Source organism: Simplicispira lacusdiani, from assembly GCF_003604195.1.
Lineage (GTDB): Bacteria > Pseudomonadota > Gammaproteobacteria > Burkholderiales > Burkholderiaceae_C > Simplicispira > Simplicispira lacusdiani.
Map to the genome: position 1 here is coordinate 280,772 of NZ_QXGR01000004.1, position 25,545 is coordinate 306,316.

Consider the following 25,545-nt stretch of genomic DNA (forward strand, 5'->3'; position numbering starts at 1 on the left):
ACAGCGCACAGCGCAACAGGCGGTGAATGGTTTGGACCCGGCGCTGCACTTGGCGCCATTTTTTTGACGGATTCCACATGACTACATTTGTTCGCCCCGGTGGCCGTGCCGCCGACCAGTTGCGCCCCGTGCGCATCACCCGCCGCTACACCATGCACGCCGAGGGCTCGGTGCTCATCGAGTTCGGCAACACCAAGGTGCTGTGCACCGCCTCGGTGGAAGAGAAAGTGCCGCCGCACAAGCGCGGCAGCGGCGAGGGCTGGGTCACGGCCGAATACGGCATGCTGCCGCGCGCCACGCACAGCCGCAGCGACCGCGAGGCCGCGCGCGGCAAGCAGAGCGGCCGCACGCAGGAGATCCAGCGCCTCATCGGCCGCTCGCTGCGCGCCGTGTTCGACCTCAAGCTCCTGGGCGAGCGCAGCATCGTGCTCGACTGCGACGTGATCCAGGCCGACGGCGGCACGCGCACCGCGGCCATCACCGGCGCCTGGGTGGCCGCGCAGGACGCGGTGAACACGCTGCTCGCCAGCGGCAAGCTCACGGTCTCGCCCATCCGTGAACCCGTGGCCGCCGTCTCTGTGGGCATCGTGCAGGGCCAGCCTGTGCTCGACCTCGAATACGTGGAAGACGTGGCCTGCGACACCGACATGAACGTGGTCATGACCGGTGCCGGACACTTCGTGGAAGTGCAGGGCACGGCCGAGGGCGTGGCCTTCACGCGCCGCGAGATGGACCAGCTGCTGGCCCTGGCCGAAAAAGGCATTGGCGAACTGATGCAGATGCAGCAGAAGGCGCTTCAAAATTAATAGCTGTTCGCGCTTTATGGACAAGCGCTGGAGGCCAATTTGGCTATGAAAATCGTATTGGCATCGAACAACCGCGGCAAGCTCGCCGAGCTGCAGGCCATGCTCGCCCCCCTGGGCGTGGAGCTGGTGCGCCAGGCCGACCTGGGCGTGGGCGAGGCCGAGGAGCCGCACCGCACCTTTGTCGAAAACGCCCTGGCCAAGGCCCGCTTCGCCAGCGCGCACACCGGCCTGCCGGCCCTCGCCGACGACGCCGGCCTGTGCGTGGACGCCTTTGGCGGCCTGCCGGGCGTGGATACCGCCTACTACGCCACCCAGTTCGGCTACGAGAAGGGCGACGACAACAACGTGCGCGCCTTGCTCGAACAAATGCAGGGCCAGGACAACCGCCGCGCCGCCATGGTCAGCACCCTGGTGGCCGTGCGCAGCCCGCAAGACCCCGAGCCGCTCATCGCCGTCGGCCGCGTGGTCGGCGAGATCGCGCGCGAGCGGCGCGGCAGCCACGGCTTCGGCTTCGACCCGGTGATGTTCATCCCCGAGTTCGGCCAGACCTTCGCCGAACTGCCGCCCGAAGTGAAGAACGCGAACAGCCACCGGGGCCGTGCCGCGCAGCAGATGCTGGCACTGATGCGCAGCAACTGGCTTCCCGAACCATCAAAAAAGTGAGCTGCTAGCGCTTGCCAGTGGCTGACTTTCAATACGTTTCTTATTGAAACCCTTATCAGTCAAGCGCCAGCAGCTATGGTTTTGATAACGCCATGAACATCCCCATCGTCCCCGCCACCGAGGCCGCGCCCGTCGCCCCGCGCGATGTGCAGCACTACATGCGCCCGGGCCTGCTGCAGCTCACCAGCCTGCCGCCGCTCTCGCTCTACGTGCACCTGCCCTGGTGCCTGAAGAAATGCCCCTACTGCGACTTCAACTCGCACGCCTGGGCCGGCGGCGGCGAGCTGCCCGAACAGCGCTATCTCGACGCCCTGTGCGCCGACCTCGAAGCCGCGCTGCCGCTGGTGTGGGGCCGCCAGGTGCAGAGCATCTTCATCGGCGGCGGCACGCCCAGCCTGTTTTCGCCCCAGTCCATCGACCGCCTGCTGGCCGACATCCGCGCGCGCCTGCCGCTGGCGGCGGGCTGCGAGGTCACGCTGGAGGCCAACCCCGGCACCTTCGAGAAAGACCGCTTCCGCGCCTTCCGCGCGGCCGGCGTCACGCGCCTGTCCATCGGCGTGCAGAGCTTCAACGACCGGCACCTGCAGGCCCTGGGCCGGGTGCATGACCGCGCCCAGGCCATCGCGGCGGTGGAAGAGGCCGCCCAGGCCTTCGACACCTTCAACCTCGACCTCATGTACGCGCTGCCCGGCCAGGACCTCGCGGGCCTGGACGAAGACCTGCGCACCGCGCTCGGCTTCGCGCCGCCGCACCTGTCGGTCTACCACCTGACCATCGAGCCCAACACCTACTTCGCCAAGCATCCGCCCGTGGTGCCGCCCGACGACGACGCCTACGCCATGCTCGACCGCATCACCGAGCGGACCGGACAGAGCGGCCTGCCGCGCTACGAAATATCGGCCTACGCCCGTGCCGGCCACCAGTGCGTGCACAACACCAACTACTGGGAGTTCGGCGACTACCTGGGCATTGGCGCCGGCGCGCACAGCAAGCTCAGCTTCGCGCACCGCGTGGTGCGCCAGGCGCGTTTCCGCGACCCCGGCCGCTACATGAACCACGCCCTGGCCGGCCACGCGCTCGCGCAGGACGACGACGTGCGCCGCGCCGACCTGCCGTTCGAATACATGCTCAACGCCCTGCGCCTGCGCGGCGGCTTCGCGCTGCAGGACTTCACCGAACGCACCGGCCTGCCCCTCACCGCCATCGCCAAGCCCCTGCAGGCGGCCGAGGCCAAGGGCCTGATCGAACGCGACTTCGCCCGCGTGCGGCCCACCGAGCGGGGTTTCGATTTCCTCAGCGATCTGCAGGAGCTGTTCCTGGCCGACTGAGCGCGGCCTGGAAGCCCGGTATGTAAGAAAATTGGCTGCTAGCGCTTGTCAGATAAGCGCTAGCAGCTATTAAAAGAGAAGCGTTGGCGGGCTGCGGTTCAACCGCAGCGCACCGCCACGATGCGCCCGTTGGCGTCCACCTCCAGGTTCAGCCGCTGCGCGTCGAACTCTTTGGTGATCATCTGCCCCGGCCGCAGAATGCGCGCGATCATCGCCCCCGAACGCACCCGCGCCGCCTCCACCACCTTGGCCGTGCTGTTCTGCCCCACGGCCGACTGCGCCGGCTTGGCGTCGCAGGTGCCGCCCCGGGGCGCGCCTGTCGGGCCGACGGTGGGTTCGTTCACGCCGGCACATCCAGCGGCCAGCGCGCAGGCGGCGAGGGCGCTGATTGTGGTTGCGGTGGTTTTCATGGTCGTGCCTCCTGGGTGCTGAGGACCCTACCTTAGCGGAAAGCCGTGCGTCTCGGCGTTTGCCAACAATGCGTTACGGTGAGCGCGCGAGCGCGGCCGGTTAGTCAAATGCATGCCGACCTGACCCTGTGCGCAGCGTCGTGAAGGATGACGCTGACTGAACGCTCTATGGTCTAGCCGACTTGGAACGCAATGAGTCGGTCTCCAAACAATCTCCAGCGATTGCTGGCGTCACCCTGTGCCGTGTCGGCCCACGCTGCCTGGTACAAAGCAGTCTGCGGGTCTGCGTGCATCCGCTGGGCATCCGCAGGTCGTTCCAAAGGCCAGCCGATATCTGGCCAAGCACGGTACTCAGTGCATTTGGTTGATCAGGATGGCCGCGTTGGTTGCCTTTTTGTCTGACTGATCGACATACACAACATGCGGGTAGCGGCGCTGCTTGCTCACCTCGGTAACGATGTCGTCGATGTGTTTGTTGGCTGCCTGGCCAAGTGCCGGCAGCGTTTTGCACTCGTAACCCAGTTGGGCTGCAATCCATTTCAGTTCATCGGTCACCGCGACGGAGCACGCGATCATCTGATTCTTGGTCTGCGTCAGCGTCCAGGAGAGCACAAAGAGTGGCGCTACGCGCGTCTGCTTATCCCACGCCGCACGAGCGCGCTTGTAGCAGTCCGTGCTCATTGGACCGACGAACTGTTGGCACATGAAGGCGTTCACCCAATACTGCTCGCCATGCAAGGGTGGTGCGTGAGTTTCCATCTTGCTGAACTGATCAGCGCGCATGTCGCTGACGGAAGCCGTCTTCGAGTATTCGTCATAGAGAATCAAATCAGACTGCGGGTAGATGCCCGTCGAACCGTCGTAGCCACTGGCGTCGAACGTCACGATCACCTTGGGGCCGTCCGCCGTCAGTTCCGCGATGGGCGTGGTTCTGAAGTTCCGGTTACCGCGCAGCAGATACGGGCCCAGCTTCTGCTCAATCATCTCTTCGAGCGCCCTGAAATCCACCGCGTCGAAATGCGAGTGGTCTGTGTCATGCGCCCTCAGATTCTGAAAATGAGAAAACTTGAGAATCACCAGCTCGCGGTTGTCTCCGCCTTGCATGAAGTCGCGGACATTCTCCAGGGCATATCGCACCGTATAGCCTGCGCAACCTTCGTTGCGCAGCGTGAACTTATGAATGCCCAGGTTGACAGTCGTGCCTACCCAACTGTAGTGGCCCAAGCGCATTTCGGGATCCGACGAAAACGCAGGTTTGACAAACATGGGCCGCATGTCGAAGTAGCGAATCCCGTCATTGAGCATCCGCCCCACCGTGGTGTTCTGGGTCCGCGTGGTTGCTTCATTGGCATAAAACGAGCAGCTGTCCACCTTGCCCATCCCGGCATCATGGGCCCCTGGCAGCGTGATTCCGAACAGCGTGGACTTTTGTACACCCGCGTCGTCCGTCATCCAGCGGTCATTGCGCACGGGTTGTGAAACCTGTTCTCCCGCTGTCAGGAGATGGGCCTGCTCGTTGAGCACCTCGTCATCAGGCCCAAGGACCCGAACGAGAAGAACCTTGGCGGTCTCCGGAACCTCGACCACATCAGAGGCAATCCCGGGCGCCGCGGGCAACGTAGTCCATGCCCCGTCTTCGTCCACCACGCGGTACTCCACGCGGCCTGCCTGCCCTGACAAACCGCCATGCGACACCGTGACAGAGCGGGTTGGGGTTTCACCGCCACCACACGCCGCCAGCATTACAGCGCTCCAAATGGCTGCCATGCTCAAGAAAGATTTTGCGCGCTCCATGACGATCCTCCTTCTCCGTAGATTCTGGATACGGCGAGCAGTCTGGTTTTGACACACATCAGCCAGGTGTGTGAGACAGTCGCTACCAGTTCGACTGGTGGGCTGTCTGCTAGACCGGGAGCCGTCCAGGATCGGACGGCAACGCGGTGAGGCCGCACCGCGACTGCCGCACCAAGTTCGTTGCGCTAGACATTCGCCAAGCAGGGGCGCCGTTCAGGAGTAGAACGGTGGCGCTTCATGGGTCATTTGATGGGCAGAAAAGAAAAACGGGCCCTTGCGGCCCGTTTTTCTTCGTGTGCTGGCGGAGACTGTGTCCGCATGGAATCTAGTATTCATGCGGGTCCATGGGTTGATATCTCGATTTTCCCACCGTAAAACCCACCATAAAAACCACGCCAAATTAAGCGCACAAAATAGTTTCCGAGGTGTGGCAGACACGCTAATCCGGCTTGCAGTGTATGAACGATCACTTGTTGCCCGCGATGGTTGAATGGAAGTTTGAGTTGCTATTGCGCCTGAACTCCCAGGGTGGCGTTGGTTCTGCATCCCGCCACAGGCCCAGCTTCGCCGCTCTGGCCTCAGCCTCGGCCGCTGCATAGCTCTGTCGGTCAGCCGGGGACTGCTCCCGCTCGTACTTCTTGTAGTGCCATGCCAGGCCGCGCTTGATCTGCACCAGGTTGCTATCCAGACCGGCCAGCAGAACCTTGCCGACCTTGCGCCCGTACCGATCAACTTTGTCCCACTCGACCGCCACAGACTGCCCGGCGACCTGCTCGGCCAGGCTCTCCTTGGAGACATTGCCGAATGCCTGCCCCCGCTCAGGCGCATCAATGCCGCTTAGGCGAATCTTGTGCTGGGTGCGGGTGTCGTCCAGGACTGTGATGCTGTCGCCATCCTGCACATGGATGACCTTGCCCAGCAGGGGGTCGTCTCAGAAAACGGAAAATAAAGCACGCTAAGGCGTAACTACCCTCGGCTACACCGCGTCGGCACCACGCGGCTCTTTCTCCCCTTGCAGCGAAGCAATCAGCGGGCAAGAAACGTTCCCTTGCCGCGCATGGCAGGCGAACACAAGTTCGGATAGCACGGTTTCCATGCGCGCCAGGTCGGTCATTTTTTCGCGCACGTCCTGAAGCTTGTGCTCGGCCAGGCTGCTGGCTTCCTCGCAGTGGGTGCCGTCATCCAGCCTCAGCAGCTCTGCGATCTCGTCGAGGCTGAATCCGAGCCGCTGGGCTGATTTCACGAAGCGCACCCGCGTCACATCCGCCTCGCCATAGCGGCGGATGCTGCCATAGGGCTTGTCCGGCTCCGGCAACAAGCCCTTGCGCTGATAGAACCGGATTGTTTCCACGTTGACCCCGGCCGCCTTGGCGAAAACGCCAATAGTCAGATTCTCCAAATTTTTTTCCATATCGCTTGACTCCGTACATTGGTACGGAAGTAAGCTTAAGCTATCCAATCCAGATTTGAAAGGACAAGCGTATGTCTGAACCTCAAAACGGGCGCGGGGCGCTCTTCACTGGCGGGCTAGCCGCCATCCTCGCCTCGGCTTGCTGCCTGGGGCCGCTGGTTCTGATCGCCCTGGGGTTCAGCGGCGCTTGGATCGGCAACTTGACGGTGTTGGAACCTTATCGCCCGATCTTCATCGGCGCGGCGTTGGTGGCGCTGTTTTTCGCCTGGCGGCGCATCTACCGACCGGCGCAAGCCTGCAAACCAGGGGATGTGTGTGCGATTCCCCAAGTGCGCGCTACTTACAAGCTCATTTTCTGGGTCGTGGCCGCGCTGGTTCTGGTCGCGCTCGGATTTCCCTACGTCATGCCATTTTTCTATTAATCACAGGAGTTCATCATGAAAAAACTGTTTGCCTCTCTCGCCATCGCTGCCGTTGTTGCCCCCGTGTGGGCCGCCACCCAGACCGTCACGCTGTCCGTACCGGGCATGACCTGCTCCGCTTGTCCGATCACCGTCAAGAAGGCGATTTCCAAGGTCGAAGGCGTCAGCAAAGTTAACGTGACCTTCGAGACACGCGAAGCGGTTGTCACCTTCGATGATGCCAAGACCAGCGTGCAGAAGCTAACCAAGGCCACCGAAGACGCAGGCTATCCGTCCAGCGTCAAGAAGTGAGGCACTGAAAACGGCAGCGCAGCACATCTGACGCCCTTGTCTGCTACCACAAACGAAAAAGGATCTGTCGCATGACCCATCTAAAAATCACCGGCATGACCTGCGACTCGTGCGCGGCGCACGTCAAGGAAGCGCTGGAAAAAGTACCCGGCGTCCAATCTGCCATAGTGTCCTATGCCAAGGGCGCGGCCCAGCTCGCCCTTGATCCAGGCACAGCGCCGGACGCACTGACCGCCGCCGTGGCTGGCCTGGGCTACAAAGCGATGCTCGCCGATGCCCCGCCGACCGACAACCGCACTGGGCTGTTCGACAAGGTGCGCGGCTGGATGGGTGCCGCCGACAAGGGCAGCGGCGGCGAGCGCCCGTTGCAAGTCGCCGTGATCGGCAGCGGTGGAGCCGCGATGGCGGCAGCACTGAAGGCCGTCGAGCAAGGCGCGCAGGTCACGCTGATTGAGCGCGGCACCATCGGCGGCACCTGCGTCAACGTCGGTTGTGTGCCGTCCAAGATCATGATCCGCGCCGCCCACATCGCCCATCTGCGCCGGGAAAGCCCATTCGACGGCGGCATGCCACCCACACCGCCGACGATCTTGCGCGAGCGGCTGCTGGCCCAGCAGCAGGCCCGTGTCGAAGAACTCCGTCATGCCAAGTACGAAGGCATCCTGGACGGCAATTCAGCCATCACCGTTCTGCACGGTGAAGCGCGTTTCAAGGACGACCAGAGCCTTATCGTTAGTTTGAACGAGGGTGGTGAGCGCGTCGTGATGTTCGACCGCTGCCTGGTCGCCACGGGTGCCAGTCCGGCCATGCCGCCGATTCCGGGCCTGAAAGAGTCACCCTACTGGACTTCGACCGAGGCCTTGGTCAGCGACACCATTCCCGAACGCCTGGCCGTCATCGGCTCGTCGGTGGTGGCGCTGGAACTGGCGCAAGCCTTCGCCCGGCTGGGTAGCCAGGTCACGATCCTTGCGCGCAGCACGCTGTTCTTCCGCGAAGACCCTGCCATCGGCGAGGCCGTCACAGCCGCCTTCCGTGCCGAAGGAATCAAGGTACTGGAACATACGCAAGCCAGCCAAGTCGCCCATGTGGACGGCGAATTCGTGCTGACCACTGGACAGGGCGAAGTGCGCGCCGACAAGCTGCTGGTCGCCACCGGCCGGACACCGAACACGCGCAGCCTGGCATTGGAAGCGGCGGGGGTAGCCGTCAATGCGCAGGGGGCCATCGTCATCGACAAGGGCATGCGCACCAGTAGCCCGAACATCTACGCGGCCGGCGACTGCACCGACCAGCCGCAGTTCGTCTATGTGGCGGCAGCGGCCGGCACTCGTGCGGCCATTAACATGACCGGCGGCGACGCCGCCATCAATCTGACCGCGATGCCGGCCGTGGTGTTCACCGACCCGCAAGTGGCGACCGTGGGCTACAGCGAGGCGGAAGCGCACCACGATGGCATCGAAACCGACAGCCGCACGCTGACGCTCGACAACGTGCCGCGTGCGCTCGCCAACTTCGATACCCGCGGCTTCATCAAGCTGGTCATCGAGGAAGGCAGCGGACGGCTGATTGGCGTACAGGTGGTGGCCCCGGAAGCGGGCGAACTGATCCAGACGGCTGTTCTCGCCATTCGCAACCGCATGACGGTGCAGGAACTAGCCGACCAGTTGTTCCCCTACCTAACGATGGTCGAGGGCTTGAAGCTCGCGGCGCAGACCTTCAGCAAGGACGTGAAGCAACTGTCCTGCTGCGCCGGATAAGGAAAAGGAGGTGTTCGATGAACGCCTACACAGTGTCCCGACTGGCCCTTGAGGCCGGGGTGAGCGTGCATATCGTGCGCGACTACCTGCTGCGCGGATTGCTGCGGCCAGTCGCCTGCACCACGGGCGGCTACGGCTTGTTCGATGACGCCGCCTTGCAGCGGCTGTGCTTTGTGCGGGCCGCTTTTGAGGCGGGCATCGGCCTGGACGCATTGGCGCGGTTGTGCCGGGCGCTGGATGCGGCGGACTGCGATGAAACAGCCGCACAGCTTGCCGTGCTGAGTCAGTTCGTCGAACGCCGACGCGAAGCGTTGGCCGATCTGGAAGTGCAGTTGGCCGCGATGCCGACCGCGCCGGCCCAGCAAGCGGAGAGTCTGCCATGAACAGCCCCGAGCGCTTGCCGACCGAGACACACAAGCCGTTCACCGGCTACCTGTCGCCGCTCGGCTGGGAACACATCAACCTGACCGGCGATTACCTCTGGCGCAGCAGCGCCAAGATCGGCGCGGGCAAGTTCAGGCCGCTACGACCGTTGCAACCGGCTTAGCGTGCTTTATTTTCCGTTTTCTGAGGCGACCCCAGCAGGGTCTCGGCCTGCGCCTGAAACACCAGGCACAGCACCAGAGTGGTGGCCGCCGATTTGAATTGCATTCTCATGGGGGATTTTTTCTCCGCGTGCGAAGCAATGGGGTGTCGTCAGTTCGAGGGTTGCAGACTTTGAACTTCCCCCGCCCCTACCTGCACCTGTCGGCCAGCTCACGCGATACCCGCACATGCTCGTTGACCATCTTGGAAAGCTCCCGCAGCTCGGCCCGGTGGCCGCCCTTCCAGGCGTTGCGACTGACCCGCTCCTTGCCCTCCAGCGACCTCGGCCCGGTGGACTTAGCCCACGGTCTCCAGCTTCTGATTAGCTCGGCCTGCCGCTGCCTGCGATCCAATGTCCAGCCGTTGACCATGATCTGCCTCCAATAGTTTGTTTGGCTCACTTCGAGAATTTCCCGCGCCCGACTGTATGCCACTATGCGATGGCGTACCGGCATAGGTATTGTTGACCTGTTGCGGCCCGGTGGTCATGTTGGCTTGCTTGATGTAGGGCATGGGGTTCTTCAGCAGCGCCAGTGCCTCAGCCGTCGATCTGGCCTGCGCCTGCGCCTTCAATGCCAGTCGCATCAAAACCTCGATCCCCTTATAGCTGTCCTGTCGCCCAGACCGCTGCGCCATGTCGTTGAAGATGGCGTCCAGGGTCATGGCTTGGTTGGCCAGCATTCGCTCGACCCGGCCCATGTCGCCAGCGACAACCTCATCCCCCGCCTTCCTCATTTCGATCAGCAGGTCGGCCACATCCATTTCGTCGCCAGCGCCTGAATACCGCTTCAGAGTGACGGCCGCCAGGGATGAAGTCGTCGTCAGCTTCGCCAGCGCCTGCGACTTGGTGTCTTCGCTTTTCACGACCTCAAAGGCGTTGGGGTCGCGCTTCCTCGGGAGTGCGGCCGGTGCCGTTTTTGGACTCGATTTTTTCGCCGCCATGCTCATGCTCCTTGTGTTGACTGAATAAAGCAGCGAACCTGCAGCCAGCTCGCCGTTTTTACTCAGTTATACGGTGGCACCCCTACAGATGCCACGTCCAGATGGTTTCAGTGCAGATCAGCTTGCTTACCAATGAAGTGGTCTAGCAGGTCTTGCCGTAGGTTCTGCGGCGTCTCCAGCACCTGATCTCGCATGTCCTGGCGTGCCATGTCGCCATCGCTAAACTGGTCGCACCGTCGCATGGCTGCGGCCATCAATCGCGCCGCCAGCAAGTCGAACGATTCTTCGTTTGCTCGCTGGCTAATGGCTAATGTGGCTATCGTGGCTAATTCGGCTAATGGCTGCGCAGCCGGGGGAGGGACGTGCGCAGCTTCGCGGAGTGCCTGCATGTCAAGTTTGAACACGGCGCACCTCCCACACGTCGCCAGCTTCACGGATATAGCCACGCTGCACCAGGTCAGACAGCATTGCGTTAATCCCTGCGGCCTTGAGGCTGCGGATTGCACGGGGGGTGGCTTGCAGAACGTCCTTCTTAGCCACGGTAGTGCCTCGCCCTTGCATCCATTCCAGCAGGCTGCGCAAGGCCCCTTCCTCGCGTTCCTGGCGTCCTGCGCCGGTCAGTCGCAAGTGCTCATTTAAATAGAACGCTGTCAGTTGGATGGCGCCGTCCATGGCCTCGCTGGTGATGTGGGTGGCCTGCGTGTTCTCCACCATGGTGATGATCCCGGCGATGCGTGCGGCGTGCTCTGCAGCCTTGGATGCGAACGGGCGGGCACCATCCAGTTCACTGCCGTTTGCTTGCTGGCCTTCGATCACGTTATAGAACGCGATCCACAGTGCCCTGGCATCGTCGCCCATGTAGAGGGCGCGGGGTTTCAGTTCGTAGCCGTCGCCGTTTGGCCAGCACTCTGGCGTTGTGCTCAGCAGCGTGCGGATGCGTTCGTTGTAGGCGATCACGTCCGAGTTTTCGTGTGGGTTCGTGTGCTTGAACATGCGCGTACCTGCCAGCGTTTGCGGCTCTGCAATGAGGCACCGTGCGAGTAGGCCCTGGCCTTGCGCCAGCGGGTCGCACAGCAGCTCACGCAGCAACACCGGCTGCACCAGGACGTGCATGGCAATGCGCCTGCCCAGTAACACGGTAAGTCCGTCGCCACCGCGCAGAGAATCGAGGGACTCACCACTCCAGCCCTTGAGATAGAACGCAAGGCCGGAGGAGCGCTTATCGTCGCGCAGCGAATGGCCTCCCAACATTTCGCCACCTTCGGCGCTGAAAATCCCGATACTGCTTTGGAACTTCAGCAACTTGCAAATGCCCTCGATAGTGGCGTTGGCCGTGGTGATGCTCTGCGGCGCAGGCTTTGTCGGTGTCGGGTCTTTGGGCTTGCGTTCGCCCATCTCGGCCTCGTACTTCTGCACCTCTTTGGCATGGGCGCGGGCTTGGTCTTTGCGGACTTCCTCCACCTCTTTACAGGCCACCGCGTCAACGGCGCTTTTGCGATCACCTGAGCCTGCGCCGGTTATCACGAACACACTGAGCGGGGAGTGCTGGCCATGGGGCAGCACGGCATTGGCCAGCGGCTGCACAGCAAGGGATGCCGCTGCCAGTACGCTGCCACCGGCGAGACTGTCAGGCGCTTGCACGTCCTCTGCGATAGCGCGGGCGGCGTTGCCCAGGATCGGCCCCAGGGCGTCAAAAGGAAACGCGGCAGGAGCTGGTGCTGCGGCTTCTTTCAGCGCATCAAGGGCGGGCCAGCCACTCGCCACCAAAGGATCAAAAATGGCTTTGACGCGATCCAGGCCGAACTCGCGGTGCAAGTCGTTGAAGTCGGTCATGCCCTCGAAGCGCTTGGGGAACTGCGGCACCACTACGGTGGCGCCAGCGGCCTGCGCAGCTTCGCCAGCTTTTGTCAGTCCGGGGTTGCCGTCTGTCTGCCAGTCGTCGTCTGCGGCGATAAGGATGCGCTCGTCCGGGTGCTTTGCGCGAAGGGCCTCTGCTACTGCTTTCAGGTTGCCTGCACTGTGCGCCACCAACACGGCGAGCCCAGTAGCTTCACGAATGCTTGCACCAGTGGCGAACCCCTCGCAGATCACGGTGGTGCCGTTGCTCTTGCCCATGGGATAGAAGCATCCAACCACGCGGCCATCGGGCATGAACTTCTTATCGCCGTGTGATGTGATGAATTGAACGCTCCACAGTTCGCCGTCTGTGTCGTACAGGGGCATTACCAGGGATGTGCCATGCACACGCAGGCCATGGGGTTGCACTTCCCGGCCAGCCAGATATGGGTGGTCTGCCGTCGCTGCCTCGCTTGCGTCCATGGTTCCCGCTGCGGAGTTCTGAGCATTCGCGTGCTTGCGTTCAGTCTGCTTTGCACGCTGCGCTTTTGCGTCCTCCATTCGCGCCATTACCGCCTGGCGCTCTGCCTCGCTCATGGCGTTGTCGGCCTTGCTGGTCCACTTGATAGCGTCAGTTCCAGCCCAGTCGCCAAAGGCACCAGCGGGCACGCTGTCGCCGTACAGGATGCACCAGGAGTTTTTCGTGTTGCCACGTTTGCCGGTGCCGTTGAACCGGATCAGCTTGCCGTCGTCGGTGATGTTGTCGGGCGGCGTCAGGCCAGCGGACAGGATTGCGCCTCGAAACGCTTCGATATGGTTGGTGTGCATGTGGCCCCCTTCACTTGGTCAGGGACTGGATCAGGGCGTCAATATCCGATGCGCGCCACACAGTCACACGCGGGGACAGCTTGATCCCGGCGGGGTAGCGGCCTTCTTTCACGCCACGCCACCAGGAGGAGCGGCCAAAGGGGAGGATTTCGAGAATGGCGGGTTCGCGCAGATAGCGCTCGCCTTGAATGGAGCGGGGGGTAGCTTGTGGGTGCATAAGCCTCTTTCAAACGTCAAGTGAAAGTCGCCCGCACCACAAAACAAGTCGCAGACAAAGACGTGTCAAAAAACACAGCATTGCACTGCCTCTACCGCATTCGGTATGATTCGAGTCGTCCGTCCAAAGACATCTCAAATCGCCTTGCTTGTGGTTTGGGTAACCAAGGCCCCCGGTGCTCACGCTCCGGGGGTTTTGTTTTTGGGACTATTGGCGTCCCAGAAACCGCGCCGATCATATTTGTTTTTTCGCCGGTATCAACTGTCCATGAAAATTTAATTTTGCCTGTGGATATCTCTAGCTAACTACTATGTAAGTTGGCTTACATGCCTCTGTTAGCCCTGCCTAACTCGGTGTGGATAGTTTTTCTATCGGTTCTCCTATGCGGTATTGCATAGATGAGTTGTCCACAATAGTGCGCAATCGTGCTGAATCGTGCTGAATCGTCCATTTTTTCCATTAGCCACATTAGCCGGATTAGCCATTGGCCACGCCCTCGCAGTAGTTCGCCCACTCCTGCATCATGGCTCTGCGCCTTACTAGCGCGTCCCCTCTTCGGTAGGCAGCTTCCACCTTGTTCTCCAGTGCATGGGCCAGCGCTGCCTCTGCCAGATCGCGCGGGTAGTCGGTGCGCTCGAACACCCAATCGCGGAACGTAGAACGGCACCCATGGGGCACGCACAAGCGGCCAGCGTCATCTCTGAAATTCATACGCCGTGTAAGAGCTGTCAGAGCCATGTCTGATAGCTGGCCACCACGAGGGGCAGGAAATACCAGCTCAGTGCCTTCTATACGTGGCATTGCCTCCAGTAGCTTGATGGCTTGGGTATTGAGCGGGACGCGGTGCTCCTTGCCAGCTTTCATGCGCTCCTTGGGCACAGTCCAGACAGCGGCCTCCAGATCAATCTCTGCCCAGGTTGCCCCACGCACTTCTCCAGAGCGAGCGGCAGTCAGGACGGCAAACTCCAGGGCCTTGGGAGACAGGCCATCATGTTGGCGCAGAGCCTTGATAAAGGCTGGCATGTCATCTACACGAACGGCAGGGTGGTGCTTGGGCTTTGATACCTTGCCGGGTGCCGGTAGAAGCTGATCCAGTAGGCCAGTCCATCGGGCGCAGTTCTCACCCTGGCGAAACCCTGCGGCAGTTGCCCAGGCCAGCACCTGCTCGATGCGTCCGCGTAGCCGGGTGGCTGTCTGTGTCTTTGTTTTCCAGATTGGCTGCAGCACCGCCATAACGTGGGCCTGAGTTACCTCTCCCACCAGAACCGTGCCCATGGTGGGATAGACATAGGTTTCAAAGGTAGAGGGCCATTGGGCGCGGTGCTTGGCGTTGCGCCATGAATCGGAGTGCGCCTCGATATACGCCTTGGCGCAGTCAGCAAAGGTTTTCTGTGTGGCCTTGAGGGCTTGCCGTGCGCTGCGGGCCTCTTTGCGCTGCGCTACAGGATCAATCCCCATGGTGGTGTCTGAGCGGGCGGCGCGGGCCTTCTCCCTGGCAATGGAGAGAGACACGTCTGGAAAGCTGCCCAGGCCCATCTCCCTGCGCTTGCCGTCAACATTGACGCGGGCAATCCAGGAGCGGGAGCCGGAGGGGGAAACGCACAGGTACAGGCCAGCCACGCCACCAACTGCGTGCATCCCTGGCGCGGTCAGTCGTTGAACTGCCAGCGCCGATAGCTCCTTAGCCTTGCTTCCCACCGAATCCCCCCTGTTATCCCACCGTGAAACGTTGGATTGGGTGGGATTGTATGGGACTACTTGAGACTAATGCAATGACCTGTAGTAGGTGATTCCTAGGGAAATCAACCACTTACGGGACGTTGCGGGACTAACTTTAGGGGTGTTCTGGCGGAGACTGTGAGATTCGAACTCACGGACGGTTGCCCGTCGGCAGTTTTCAAGACTGCTGGTTTAAACCACTCACCCAAGTCTCCGGGAGGGGCGTATTCTAGCCGCCCGCCAGGGCGTGGCGCCGCGCGCTGGCTGGCGCGGCATTCCTTGGGTTTCGCGGGGTGCCATCCCGGGGCTGGGGCTGGGCCACCGCGAGCAGGGGTGCGCGGCGGCGCAGGCTGTTGTTTTCTCTGCCGATGGCTTGACCGGTGCGGGCGGGCCGCCCTATTCTGGGGGACTTCAAGGGAGAGCGTTTTCCATGCCCGATGAGCCGAACACCGACACCGTGCGCCGCCTGCAGGCGCTGATCGCGCGCGAGACCGGCGCCCCGCTGGGGGGGCTGGCGCAGGCCGAGATGCTGGCCATCCTGGGCGAGGCAGCTGCTCCGGCCCACCCCGTGGCGGCGCAGGTGGAGCAGCGCGAGGTCACCATCCTGCTGGCCGACCTGCGCGGTTTCACGGCGCTTGCGGCCACGCGGCCGGCGGGCGAGGTGGTGGCGGCGCTCAACCGCTGCCTGGCGCGGCTCAGCGAGGTGGTGTTCCGCCACCAGGGCACCATCGACAAGTTCACGGGCGAATCCATCATGGTGCTGTTCGGCGCGCCGCAGGCGCGCGCGGACGACGTGGAGCGCGCCCTGGTCTGCGCTGTCGAAATGCAGCTGGCCATGCGCGACCTGAACCTGGAGCACCTGCGCGAGCGCCTGCCGCAGGTCTACCTGGGCATCGGCATCAACACCGGCACGGTGGTGGCGGGGCGCTTCGGCTCCGACCGGTTCTCGCAGTACACCGTGATCGGCGAAGAGGTGCGCCTGGCCTCGCGCATCGAGGCGTTCAGCCTGCGCGGCCAGGTGCTCATGAGCGAGACCACCTACCAGCGCTGCGGCAGCCTGGTGTCGGCGACGGCGCCCATGCAGGTGTACGTGAAGGGCAAGGCCGAGCCCGTGGCCATGCGCGAGCTGGTGGCCATTCCGGCGCGCCGGCTCAAGGTGCCGCGCCAGGAGTTCCGGCGCAGCCACCGCGCGGACACGCACGTGCCCTGCCTGTGCCAGCTGGTGCAGGGCGACGACGTGCAGCCGCGCATCATCCACAGCATGGTGGTCGACGTGAGCTACCACGGTCTGCAGATGGAGCTGCCCGAGCGCATCGAGCCCGGCAACGTGCTGCAGATGGAGTTCTCGCTGGCGCTGGTGGAGCACCGCGCGGTGGGCGTGTTCGGGCGCATCGTCAAGATCCAGGCCGAGGGCGACCACTGGGTGGCGGGCCTGGAGTTCACCGAGATCGACGATACGACGCAGCAGAAGGTGCAGATGTTCGTGCAATTGCTCGTGGCGTCGCGCTAGCTTCATTCGTTCTGCGAGCCCCGGTGCGCCCAGCCGGTGGTGTGCTTCTCGATGAGGCTGAACAGCTCGTAGCAGGCCATGGCCATGGCGCCCACCACCATCAGGCCGGCGAAGGCCAGGCCCATCTGCATGGACGAGCCGGCGGAAATCAGCAGGTAGCCGATGCCCTCGTTGGCGGCCGTCATCTCGCTCACCGTGGTGCCCACGAAGGCCAGCGTGATGGCCACCTTGAGCGAACCGAAGAAGTAGGGCATGGAGCGCGGCAGCCCCACCTTGGTGAGCACGTCCCAGCGCTTGGCGCCCAGCACGCGCAGCACGTCCTCCAGCTCGGGCTCCAGCGTGGCCAGGCCCGTGGCGATGTTCACCATGATGGGGAAAAAGCTGATGAGGAAGGCCGTGAGAATGGCCGGCCCCACCCCAATGCCGAACCACACCACGAGGATGGGCACGAACGCCGCCTTGGGCAGCGCGTTGAAGGCCGTCATCAGCGGGTAGACGGCGGCGTAGGCCAGGCGCGAGCTGCCGATGACGAAGCCCAGTAGCACCCCCACCACGATGGCGATGCCGAAGCCCGCCATGGTCACCCAGAAGGTGCGCCAGGCGTGGCCGGCGATCACGCCGCCGAATTCCACCAGCTGCACGCCAATGGCCCAGGGGCTGGGGAAGATGAACTCCGACACCTCGAAGGCCGAGCAGACGGCCTGCCACAGCACCAGGGTGGCGGCCAGCAGGGCCCAGGGGGCCCAGCGTTCGGTGCGCTGGCGCTTTGATGCGGTCATGGCGTGGGCTCCGGTGCGGCAGGCGCATGGGGCGCGGGCTTGCCGCCGGGCGAGCGCACGGCGCCGATGTGGCCGCGCAGTTCGTGCACGATGTCGGAAAAGGCGGGTGTGTAGGTCACGTCGAGGTCGCGCGGGCGCGGCAGTTCGATCTCGCGGCGCACCACGAAGCGGCCCGGGCTCTTGCCCATCACGTACACCGTGTCGGCCAGGAAGACCGATTCGCGCAGGTCGTGCGTGACCAGGATGACGTTGAAGCGCTGCTCCATCCACAGGTCGCGCAGGATGCACCACAGCTCCTCGCGCGTGAACGCGTCGAGCGCGCCGAAGGGCTCGTCGAGCAGCAGCATCTGCGGCTCGTGGATCAGCGCGCGGCAGATGCTGGCGCGCTGCTGCATGCCGCCCGAGAGCTGCCAGGGGAACTTGTCCTCGTAGCCCGCCAGGCCCACCTTGCGCAGCAGCTCGCGGGCGCGCGCCTCGTATTCGGGACGCTTGGCCTTGAACTGGCTGCGGTGCGGCTCGACGATCTCCAACGGCAGCAGCACGTTGTCCACCGCCGTGCGCCAGGGCAGCAGCGAGGGCGCCTGGAAGGCCATGCCCGAGATCTTGAGCGGCCCGGTGACCGGCTGGCCGTCGATGCGGATGCTGCCGCGCGAGGGCTTCTTGAGCCCCGTCGCCAGCTTCATGAAGGTGGACTTGCCGCAGCCCGAGGGGCCGACGATGGCGATGAACTCGCCCCGGCGCACCTGCAGGTCGATGGCCTCGACCGCGAAGTGGTTCTGCGCCAGCAGCTCTTCGTTGTAGGCAAGCCAGACGTCGCGGAAGTCCACGAAAGGGGATTCTTCAGCCTGCATGGATTTGAAGTAAAAATGGCCTCCAGCGCCTATGCAATAAGCGCTATCAGCTATTGAAATGAGAGCGACTACTTCTTCGGCAGGATGGCCAGTTCGGCCGCCGTGGGCAGGAAGCCGCCGTTCCACACGGCCTCGGGGCTGACGCGGGTCTTGGTGTTGAAGGCGTCCGACACCTGCGAGGCCATCAGCGACAGGCGCGCGGCGTTGAGCTGGCCGAAGCCGTCGGCGCGGGCGTCGGGGCTGTTGATGACGGTGTCGATGGCCAGCTGCAGGCGGCGCGTTTCCAGCGCCACGTTGACGATGCCGTCGCGCGCCTTCACATGCTCGATGGCCGCCGCCGGGTTGGCGATGACTTCCTTGGCGCCCTTGGCGAAGGCCTGCAGGAAGGCCTTGATGGCGGCCGGGTTCTCCTTGATGAGCTTGGGCGACGCGATGATCACGTTGCCGTACAGCTTCACGCCGAAGTCGGCATAGGGCAGCACCACCACGTCGGAGGCCTTGGCGCCGCGCGCCTCCAGGTTCAGCAGCGAGGTGAAGGTGAAGCCGGTGATGGCGTCCACGTCGCCGCGCACCAGCATGGTCTCGCGCAGCGGCGGGTCCATGGCGGTCCAGGTCACGGCGCCCACGGCGTTGGCTTTCTGGAAGATGGGAAAGGCACGCCGCCCGGCGTCGAACACGGGCGCGCCCAGCTTCTTGCCGGCCAGGTCGGCGGGCTTGGCGATGCCGCTCTTCTTGAGCGCCATCACCGAGGCCGGCGTGTTGTTGTAGACCACCATCACGGCCACGGGCTTGTTCTGCGCGTCGGGGTTGTTGGCGTGGAACTCCATCACGGCGGCCAGGTCGGCGAAGCCCATGTCGTAGGTGCCCGAGGCCACGCGCTGCACGGCGCCGCCCGAGCCGTTGCCCGCGTCCACGGTCACGTCCAGGCCCGCCGCCTTGAAGTAGCCCTTGGCCACGGGCTGCAGGAAGAGGGCGGCGGGGCCCTCGAAGCGCCAGTCGAGCTGGAACTTGATGGGCGTGGTTTGCGCCTGGGCCAGCGGCACGAAGGCGGTGGCGGCGGCCAGCACGGCGGCGCGCAGGAAGGATCGTTTCTTCATGGGTTCTCCTGGTGGGAAAGCGCGGAAGGACCGCAGGCGCGGCCGGGGTGGCCGTGCTGCGAGCAAAAACGATGCCTGACTTGGGAGGCTCGGTGTCAGGCGCCGAGCCATTGTTCACCGAAGTGGTGCATGCCGGCATGCAGGCTTACCCGGAAACGGGCAGGGCCTGCCGGCATGCACGGCCGGGGTGCGCCCCCGGCTGGATACGGTTTTGCCTTCAACCGCATAACGTCGTTGGGGCGCCTTGCCGTGCTACAGCACTGTCTTTGGCTCCCCGCCTAGTTATCCGGTCGAATCCAAAACCGTATGAGCTTGCCTACCTGGCGCGCGAGGCGCTGCTGGCCACGGCCAGGGCCGTCATGTTGAGCACGCGGCGCACCGTGGCGGCGGGCGTGAGGATGTAGGCCGTGGCGGCCGCGCCCATGAGGATGGGGCCCACGGTGACGCCGCCGCTGGTGGTCGTCTTGAGCACGTTGTAGAGGATGTTGGCCGAGTCGATGTTCGGGCAGATCAGCAGGTTGGCCGAGCCGGTGAGGGTGGAGTCCGCCATGTAGGCGGCGCGGATGTTGGGTTCCAGCGCGGCGTCGCCGTGCAGTTCGCCGTCGCATTCGATCTCGGGGTGGCGCGCCACGAACAGGTCGCGCGCCTCGCGCATCTTGCGCGCCGAGGCGCGCTTGGACGAGCCGTAGCTCGAATGCGAGAGGAAGGCCACCTTGGCCGGCAGGCCGAAGCGCTGCACTTCCTTGACCGAATGCCAGGCGATGTCGGCCAGCTGCTCGGCCGTGGGGTTCTCGTTCACGTAGGTGTCGGCGATGAACAGCGGGCCCCGGTCGGTCATGAGCGCGTTGAGCGCGGCGTAGTCGGCCACCCCCGGCGCGTGGCCGATGATGCTGTGGATGCGCTCCAGGTGGGTTTCGTAGGTGCCCACCAGGCCGCAGATCATGGCGTCGGCGTCGCCCAGCTTGACCATCAGCGAGGCGATGATGGTGTTGGATCGGCGCACGGCGGCCTTGGCCACCTCGGGCGTGGCGCCGTTGCGCTTCATGATCTGGTGGTAGGCCTCCCAGTACTGGCGGAAACGCGGGTCGTCCGAGGGGTCGCAGACCTCCACGTCCACCCCAGGCTGGATGCGCAGCCCCGCCTTGGCGATGCGCGCCGCGATCACGGCGGGGCGGCCGATGAGGATGGGGCGGGCGATGTGGTCGTCCACCGCGATCTGCGCGGCGCGCAGGGCGCGCTCGTCCTCGCCGTCGGCGTAGGCCACGCGCTTGTGCGCGTCGGGCAGGGCCTTGGCGGCGTTGATGACCGGGCGCATGAGGATGCCGGTCTGGTACACGAAGCGCGCCAGGTTTTCCTTGTAGGCCTCTATGTCGGCGATGGGGCGCGTGGCCACGCCCGAATCCATGGCGGCCTGGGCCACGGCCGGGGCGATCTTGAGGATCAGGCGGGTGTCGAACGGCGTGGGGATCAGGTAGTCGGGGCCAAAGGTCAGCTCCTTGCCCGCATAGGCGTTGGCCACTTCTTCGCTGATGTCCGCCTTGGCCAGGTCGGCGATCTGGCGCACGCAGGCCAGCTTCATGGCCTCGGTGATCTTGGTGGCGCCGCAGTCGAGCGCGCCACGGAAGATGTACGGGAAGCACAGCACGTTGTTGACCTGGTTCGGGTAGTCCGAGCGGCCCGTGGCGATGATGCAGTCCGGTCGCACGGCCTTGGCCAGCTCGGGGCGGATCTCAGGCTCGGGGTTGGCCAGCGCCAGGATGATGGGCTTGGCCGCCATGGTCTTGACCATCTCGGCCGTGAGCACGCCGGGGGCCGAGCAGCCCAGGAACACGTCGGCGCCGTGCACGGCATCGGCCAGGGTGCGTGCCTCGGTCTTTTGCGCGTACTGGGCCTTGGATTCGTCGTAGCCGCCAGGGCGGCCTTCATAGATCACGCCCTTGGAGTCGCAGACGAAGATGTTTTCGCGCTTCACGCCCAGGCCCACCATCACGTTCAGGCAGGCAATGGCGGCGGCGCCCGCGCCCGAGACGGCGATCTTCACCGCGCCAATGTCCTTGCCCACCAGCTCCAGGCCGTTGAGCAGCGCGGCGCTGGAGATGATGGCCGTGCCGTGCTGGTCGTCATGGAACACCGGGATGTTCATGCGCTTGGACAGCTCGCGCTCGATGTAGAAGCACTCGGGCGCCTTGATGTCTTCGAGGTTGATGCCTCCGAGCGTGGGCTCCAGCGAGGCAATGATCTCGATGAGCTTGTCGGGGTCGCGCTCGGCCAGTTCGATGTCGAACACGTCGACGCCGGCGAACTTCTTGAACAGGCAGCCCTTGCCCTCCATCACCGGCTTGCCGGCCAGCGGGCCGATGTCGCCCAGGCCCAGCACGGCCGTGCCGTTGGTGATGACGCCGACGAGGTTGCCGCGCGAGGTGTAGTCGAAGGCCTTGGAGGGGTCGGCCTGGATGTCCAGGCAGGGGTAGGCCACGCCGGGCGAGTAGGCCAGCGAGAGGTCGCGCTGGTTGGACAGCGGCTTGGTGGGGGTGACGGCGATCTTGCCCCGGCTGGGGTTGCGGTGGTACTCGCGCGCGGCGTCGCGCAGGGCGGCTTCGGCGGCGGACAGTTCTTGGTTCATTCGGAAATCCTCAACGGTAGGCGGGTTCAGCTTACTCCAGGGTGGATCGGTGCGGCAAATGGCTTCGCCCGGCCCGTCCCGTGGACGGGGTGGGGCGGCACCACCCTGGAGGCGTGGCCGTGAACAGGTTCTTGGCACGGCACGGGTGCGACGCGAGTGGGCGTCGGCCTGGCGTGCGGCGGAAACAGCGGCGGAGGTGTCGCGGCTGGCGCCATGGAAGAAAACGTGCAGGACCACGGCAGTGATCGGGGTCCGCAGGATACCGGATTCGGCGGAGGCGTGGATGGAGTGGCCCCTCCAGGGCCGTGGCGTCAGGGCGCGGCGTCGCCCGGGGCGCGCGTGAAGCCGAGGGCTTCGAGCTCTTCGGGCGTGAGGTTCAGTTCGGTCACGTCGGGCTGGCGCGGCTCGATGCTGCGGCGCCGCTCGTAGGACAGGGGCGAGGCTGTTTCCTGCTGGCGCCGGTCGACGCCGGAGCGCCGGTCGTGGTGGCTGCGGCGGTCCGGGCCGGGAGGGGAGGGCATCTGGGGTTCGCTCATGTCAAATCCTCTGCGCTGAGCAAGCCAGGGACGGCGCATGCAGACCATGGCTTGCCGTCGGGTTCCGGGAGGGCGGTGCGGTGGGGCCGCCCGGCAAGTATGCCCCCGGCCCCGGCGGCCTGCAACGGCCCGGGCTCAGGCCAGCAGGTCGCTGAGCGCGCGCGCGATCACCTTGGTGGCGCGGCGCAGGTCTTCCAGTTCCAGGCGCTCGTCGGCGCGCTTGGCGTGCGATTCGAGCACCGTGCGCGGCCCGGCGCCGTAGATCACGCCGGGAATGCCGTGCCGCCCGTACAGGCGCGCGTCGGTGTAAAGCGGGGTGCCCACGGCGGGGATGGGCTCGCCGAACACGGCCTTGCCATGCGTCTGCAGCGCCTCGACCAGCGGGCGGCTGCCGGGCTGCGGCGTCATGGCGTGGGCCAGCAGCAGGCGCTGGATGTCCACCGTGATGCCGGGGCGCTCAGCGGCCGCCTGCCCGATGACGCGGCGGATCTCGGCCTCGACCTCGACCGGGTCTTCCTCGGGGATCATGCGGCGGTCGAGCTTGAACGTGACCTTGCCGGGCACCACGTTGGTGTTGGTGCCGCCCTCGATGCGGCCGATGTTGAGGTAGGGGTGCTTGATGCCCGGCACCTGCGAGAGCACCTGCTGGTATTTCTGGTTCTCGGCATAGAGCGCGTTCATCAGGGCCACCGCGCCCTGCAGCGCGTCCACGCCGGTGTGGGGCACGGCGGCGTGGGCCATCTTGCCGTGCACCGTCACCTCCATCTGCAGGCAGCCGTTGTGGGCCGTGACCACCTCGTAGGAAAAGCCCGCCGCGATCAGCAGGTCGGGCTTCGTCAGGCCGTGCTTCAGCAGCCAGCCCGGGCCCAGTTCGCCGCCGAACTCCTCGTCGTAGGTGAAATGCAATTCGACCGCGCCTTTGGCCGGGCGGGCCACGGCTTCGAGCGCGCGCACGGCGAAGGTGAAGCTGGCGAAGTCGCTCTTGCTCACGGCCGTGGCGCGGCCGTACATGCGGCCGTCCACCACCTCGGCGCCGTAGGGGTCGTGCGTCCAGCCCTCGCCGGGCGGCACCACGTCGCCGTGGGCGTTGAGGGCGATGGTGGGGCCGCCGTCACCGTAGGGCTGGCGCACGATCAGGTTGGTGATGGACTGCATGCCGCAGGCCTGCACCTCGGCTGCGGGCACGGCGTGCTTCTCGGCGGTGTAGCCAAAGCCCTGCAGCAGTTCGGCCGTGCGTTCGGCGTGCGGCGCGTTGTTGCCCGGCGGCGTGTCGGTGGGCACGCGCACCAGGGCTTGGAGGAAGCGCACTTCCTCGTCGAAATGCTGGTCGATCCAGGTGTCCAGGGCGGTGTAGGCGGTCGTCATGGGGCTCTCCTAGGCGAGCTGGCGCAGCACATGGCCGAAGGCCTCGATGGCCAGCTGGATGTCGTTGTTGGTGGTGGATTCGAGCGGGTTGTGGCTGATGCCGGCGTTCTCGCCGCGCACGAACAGCATGGCCTGCGGCATGATTTCGTGCAGTTTCATGGCGTCGTGGCCGGCGCCGCTGGGCATGCGGCACAGGGGCAGGCCCAGGGCGTTGACGGCGCGCTCCCAGCGCTGCTGCCAGTCGTAGGCGCTGGGCGCGGCCGAGGCGCGCATGGCCTCCTCGACGGTGCAGCGCAGGCCGCGCCGCTCGGCGATGCGCTGCAGGCTCGCCAGCACGTCCTGGGCCAGCGTGTCGCGCTGCGTGTCGTTGGGCGCGCGCAGGTCGATGCTGAAATGGCAGCGCCCCGGCACCACGTTGATGGAGCCGCCCGGCACGTTGAGAATGCCCACGGTGGCGACCGAATCGCCGTCGATCACGGCGCGTTCTTCGAGGTACAGCGCCAGCTCCGCCACGCCCACGGCGGCGTCGCGCCGGCGGTCCATGGGCGTGGTGCCCGCGTGGCTGGCCATGCCCACCATCTCGCACAGGTAGCGCACGCTGCCGTTGATGGAGGTGACCACGCCCAGCGGCAGGTCGAGTTCGCTGAGCACCGGCCCCTGCTCGATGTGCACCTCGATGAAGCCCAGGTAGTGCGCGGGGTTGCGCTGCAGGCCCGGGATGTCCTCGGGACGCAGGCCGGCGTGCAGCATGGCGGCGCGCATCGTCGTGCCCTGGGCGTCCTTCTGGTCGAACCACTGCGGGTCGAACTGGCCCAGCAGGGCGCTGGAGCCGAGGAACGTGGCCTTGAAGCGCTGGCCTTCCTCCTCGGCGAAGGCCACCACCTCGATGTTGTATGACAGCCGCTTGCCGGCGCGGTGCAGTTCGCGCACGCAGACCATGGGCACGAAGATGCCCAGGCGGCCGTCGAACATGCCGGCGTTGCGCACGGTGTCGTAGTGCGATCCGGTGAGCAGCGTGCGCATGCCGGGCGTGGCGGCGTGGTAGCGGCCGACCACGTTGCCCACGGCGTCGATGTGGGCCTCGTCGAAGCCGCAGGCCAGCATGTGCTCGCGGATGCTGCGAGCGCAGGCGCGGTGGGCCTCCGAGAGGTAGGTCACGGTGAGCTGGCCCTGCTCGGCGTAGCCCGGTTCGCTGTGCCGGGCCAGGGCGTCGAGCCAGTCCCAGACCTCGTTGCCCAGCCCGGGCTCGGCGCCGAACTTGTCGTTCAGGCGCAGCTCGGCGATGCGGTGGATGTTGCGCAGCGCCTCGGCGCGCTCGTAGTCGGGGTGGTTGTGCAGCCGGCGGGCGAAGGTGTCGATGATCTGCTGGCGGGTCAGCCCGGTGCCGCGCGGGCCGCGCACCGCCAGGACGAACGGGAAGCCGAAGCGCGCGTTGTAGGCGGCGTTGAGCTGCTGGATGCGCTCGAACTCCTGCGGCGTGCACTGCGTCAGCCCTGCCCGGCTCTGCTCGCTGGTGGACTCGGCCGTGAGGGCCTGGGCGACCATGGCCTTGCCCGCCAGCTCGGGGTGGGCGCGGATCAGGCGTAGCTGCTCTTCGGGCTCGGCGTTGCGCACCACCTCGGCCATGATGGACTTGAGGTGCGCCAGCGAGCGCAGCGGGCGCTGCGCCAGCGCCTGGCGGGCGATCCAGGGGGAGTGCTCGTACACGCCGTCGAGCGCGCGCATGGCGTCGGACAGGCTGGCGGTGTTGATCTGGTCCAGGGTCAGGGTCATGG

At 65.0% G+C, this 25,545-nt stretch carries 25 protein-coding genes and 1 tRNA gene; 9 read left to right on the top strand and 17 right to left on the bottom strand.

Going from position 1 to position 25,545, the window contains the following annotated elements:
* The first annotated feature begins 77 nt into the window (after positions 1 to 77).
* From rph to hemW, 3 genes are all read left to right on the top strand, one after another.
* Positions 78 to 806, top strand: coding sequence for a ribonuclease PH (gene rph / locus D8S75_RS07515; RefSeq protein WP_119965536.1), 729 nt, complete (start codon positions 78 to 80; stop codon positions 804 to 806).
* 45 nt (positions 807 to 851) lie between these two features.
* On the top strand, positions 852 to 1,469 hold the full coding sequence (gene rdgB, locus D8S75_RS07520) for an RdgB/HAM1 family non-canonical purine NTP pyrophosphatase (protein ID WP_119965537.1): 618 nt from the start codon (positions 852 to 854) through the stop codon (positions 1,467 to 1,469).
* Between the two features lie 92 nt (positions 1,470 to 1,561).
* Entirely contained in the window at positions 1,562 to 2,797 is a 1,236-nt protein-coding gene (gene hemW, locus D8S75_RS07525; RefSeq protein WP_119965539.1) for a radical SAM family heme chaperone HemW, read from the top strand.
* Between the two features lie 98 nt (positions 2,798 to 2,895).
* Here hemW and D8S75_RS07530 read toward each other — a convergent pair whose 3' ends face one another.
* The 4 genes from D8S75_RS07530 to merR form a co-directional block, all read right to left on the bottom strand.
* Positions 2,896 to 3,207 carry an I78 family peptidase inhibitor gene (locus D8S75_RS07530; RefSeq protein WP_119965541.1) on the bottom strand — a complete coding sequence of 104 codons (312 nt, stop codon included), beginning with the start codon at positions 3,205 to 3,207 and terminating at the stop codon, positions 2,896 to 2,898.
* A 351-nt stretch (positions 3,208 to 3,558) separates the two neighbouring features.
* Complete coding sequence (locus D8S75_RS07535; RefSeq protein ID WP_157982607.1) at positions 3,559 to 5,001, bottom strand: PI-PLC domain-containing protein; 1,443 nt, start codon at positions 4,999 to 5,001, stop codon at positions 3,559 to 3,561.
* Between the two features lie 466 nt (positions 5,002 to 5,467).
* Positions 5,468 to 5,902 (bottom strand): thermonuclease family protein, encoded by a 435-nt coding sequence (locus tag D8S75_RS07540; protein WP_232828964.1) that lies wholly within the window; start codon positions 5,900 to 5,902, stop codon positions 5,468 to 5,470.
* A gap of 75 nt (positions 5,903 to 5,977) precedes the next feature.
* On the bottom strand, positions 5,978 to 6,412 hold the full coding sequence (gene merR / locus D8S75_RS07545; RefSeq protein WP_000414383.1) for a mercury resistance transcriptional regulator MerR: 435 nt from the start codon (positions 6,410 to 6,412) through the stop codon (positions 5,978 to 5,980).
* 71 nt (positions 6,413 to 6,483) lie between these two features.
* Here merR and D8S75_RS07550 point away from each other — a divergent pair, with 71 nt between their 5' ends.
* The 5 genes from D8S75_RS07550 to D8S75_RS17930 all read left to right on the top strand — a co-directional run bounded on the left by D8S75_RS07550 (position 6,484) and on the right by D8S75_RS17930 (position 9,429).
* The gene (locus D8S75_RS07550) at positions 6,484 to 6,834 is read left to right on the top strand and encodes a mercuric transport protein MerT (RefSeq protein ID WP_001294666.1); all 351 of its coding nucleotides are present in this window, start codon (positions 6,484 to 6,486) and stop codon (positions 6,832 to 6,834) included.
* 15 nt (positions 6,835 to 6,849) lie between these two features.
* Entirely contained in the window at positions 6,850 to 7,125 is a 276-nt protein-coding gene (merP, locus tag D8S75_RS07555; protein ID WP_000732290.1) for a mercury resistance system periplasmic binding protein MerP, read from the top strand.
* Between the two features lie 71 nt (positions 7,126 to 7,196).
* Entirely contained in the window at positions 7,197 to 8,882 is a 1,686-nt protein-coding gene (gene merA / locus D8S75_RS07560; protein WP_003090700.1) for a mercury(II) reductase, read from the top strand.
* A 17-nt stretch (positions 8,883 to 8,899) separates the two neighbouring features.
* The gene (merD, locus tag D8S75_RS07565) at positions 8,900 to 9,265 is read left to right on the top strand and encodes a mercury resistance co-regulator MerD (protein ID WP_003090698.1); all 366 of its coding nucleotides are present in this window, start codon (positions 8,900 to 8,902) and stop codon (positions 9,263 to 9,265) included.
* A gap of 14 nt (positions 9,266 to 9,279) precedes the next feature.
* Positions 9,280 to 9,429: a hypothetical protein gene (locus D8S75_RS17930; RefSeq protein ID WP_370807471.1), complete on the top strand. Its 150-nt coding sequence runs from the start codon at positions 9,280 to 9,282 to the stop codon at positions 9,427 to 9,429.
* A gap of 335 nt (positions 9,430 to 9,764) precedes the next feature.
* Here the strand turns inward: D8S75_RS17930 and D8S75_RS17415 are convergent, their stop codons facing one another.
* The 6 genes from D8S75_RS17415 to D8S75_RS07605 form a co-directional block, all read right to left on the bottom strand.
* Positions 9,765 to 10,409 carry a hypothetical protein gene (locus D8S75_RS17415; RefSeq protein ID WP_157982608.1) on the bottom strand — a complete coding sequence of 215 codons (645 nt, stop codon included), beginning with the start codon at positions 10,407 to 10,409 and terminating at the stop codon, positions 9,765 to 9,767.
* 107 nt (positions 10,410 to 10,516) lie between these two features.
* A complete protein-coding gene (locus D8S75_RS07585; protein WP_157982609.1) occupies positions 10,517 to 10,813 on the bottom strand; it encodes a hypothetical protein in 297 nt (98 codons plus the stop codon).
* Positions 10,800 to 13,073, bottom strand: a complete 2,274-nt coding sequence (locus D8S75_RS07590; protein ID WP_119965552.1) for a DUF3987 domain-containing protein — start codon at positions 13,071 to 13,073, stop codon at positions 10,800 to 10,802. Before D8S75_RS07590 ends, D8S75_RS07585 begins: the two co-directional genes overlap by 14 nt.
* A 10-nt stretch (positions 13,074 to 13,083) precedes the next feature.
* Positions 13,084 to 13,290, bottom strand: coding sequence for a helix-turn-helix transcriptional regulator (locus D8S75_RS07595; RefSeq protein WP_119965554.1), 207 nt, complete (start codon positions 13,288 to 13,290; stop codon positions 13,084 to 13,086).
* Positions 13,291 to 13,767: 477 nt separating this feature from the next.
* Positions 13,768 to 14,910: a tyrosine-type recombinase/integrase gene (locus D8S75_RS07600; protein ID WP_370807452.1), complete on the bottom strand. Its 1,143-nt coding sequence runs from the start codon at positions 14,908 to 14,910 to the stop codon at positions 13,768 to 13,770.
* 226 nt (positions 14,911 to 15,136) lie between these two features.
* Positions 15,137 to 15,224: transfer RNA gene (locus D8S75_RS07605), tRNA-Ser, on the bottom strand.
* 215 nt (positions 15,225 to 15,439) lie between these two features.
* Between D8S75_RS07605 and D8S75_RS07610 the strand changes: the two genes are divergently transcribed.
* Positions 15,440 to 16,519: an adenylate/guanylate cyclase domain-containing protein gene (locus tag D8S75_RS07610; RefSeq protein WP_119965558.1), complete on the top strand. Its 1,080-nt coding sequence runs from the start codon at positions 15,440 to 15,442 to the stop codon at positions 16,517 to 16,519.
* A 2-nt stretch (positions 16,520 to 16,521) separates the two neighbouring features.
* Here D8S75_RS07610 and D8S75_RS07615 read toward each other — a convergent pair whose 3' ends face one another.
* From D8S75_RS07615 to uraD, 7 genes are all read right to left on the bottom strand, one after another.
* Entirely contained in the window at positions 16,522 to 17,298 is a 777-nt protein-coding gene (locus D8S75_RS07615; protein ID WP_119965560.1) for an ABC transporter permease, read from the bottom strand.
* Positions 17,295 to 18,149 carry an ABC transporter ATP-binding protein gene (locus D8S75_RS07620; protein ID WP_119965561.1) on the bottom strand — a complete coding sequence of 285 codons (855 nt, stop codon included), beginning with the start codon at positions 18,147 to 18,149 and terminating at the stop codon, positions 17,295 to 17,297. Before D8S75_RS07620 ends, D8S75_RS07615 begins: the two co-directional genes overlap by 4 nt.
* A gap of 68 nt (positions 18,150 to 18,217) precedes the next feature.
* Complete coding sequence (locus D8S75_RS07625) at positions 18,218 to 19,246, bottom strand: ABC transporter substrate-binding protein (RefSeq protein WP_119965563.1); 1,029 nt, start codon at positions 19,244 to 19,246, stop codon at positions 18,218 to 18,220.
* Positions 19,247 to 19,562: 316 nt separating this feature from the next.
* On the bottom strand, positions 19,563 to 21,869 hold the full coding sequence (locus D8S75_RS07630) for an NADP-dependent malic enzyme (protein WP_119965564.1): 2,307 nt from the start codon (positions 21,867 to 21,869) through the stop codon (positions 19,563 to 19,565).
* 311 nt (positions 21,870 to 22,180) lie between these two features.
* Positions 22,181 to 22,405, bottom strand: a complete 225-nt coding sequence (locus D8S75_RS07635; RefSeq protein ID WP_232828966.1) for a hypothetical protein — start codon at positions 22,403 to 22,405, stop codon at positions 22,181 to 22,183.
* Positions 22,406 to 22,540: 135 nt separating this feature from the next.
* A complete protein-coding gene (locus D8S75_RS07640; RefSeq protein WP_119965566.1) occupies positions 22,541 to 23,770 on the bottom strand; it encodes a M20 family metallopeptidase in 1,230 nt (409 codons plus the stop codon).
* Between the two features lie 9 nt (positions 23,771 to 23,779).
* A complete protein-coding gene (gene uraD, locus D8S75_RS07645) occupies positions 23,780 to 25,543 on the bottom strand; it encodes a 2-oxo-4-hydroxy-4-carboxy-5-ureidoimidazoline decarboxylase (protein WP_119965568.1) in 1,764 nt (587 codons plus the stop codon).
* Between the last annotated feature and the right edge of the window lie 2 nt (positions 25,544 to 25,545).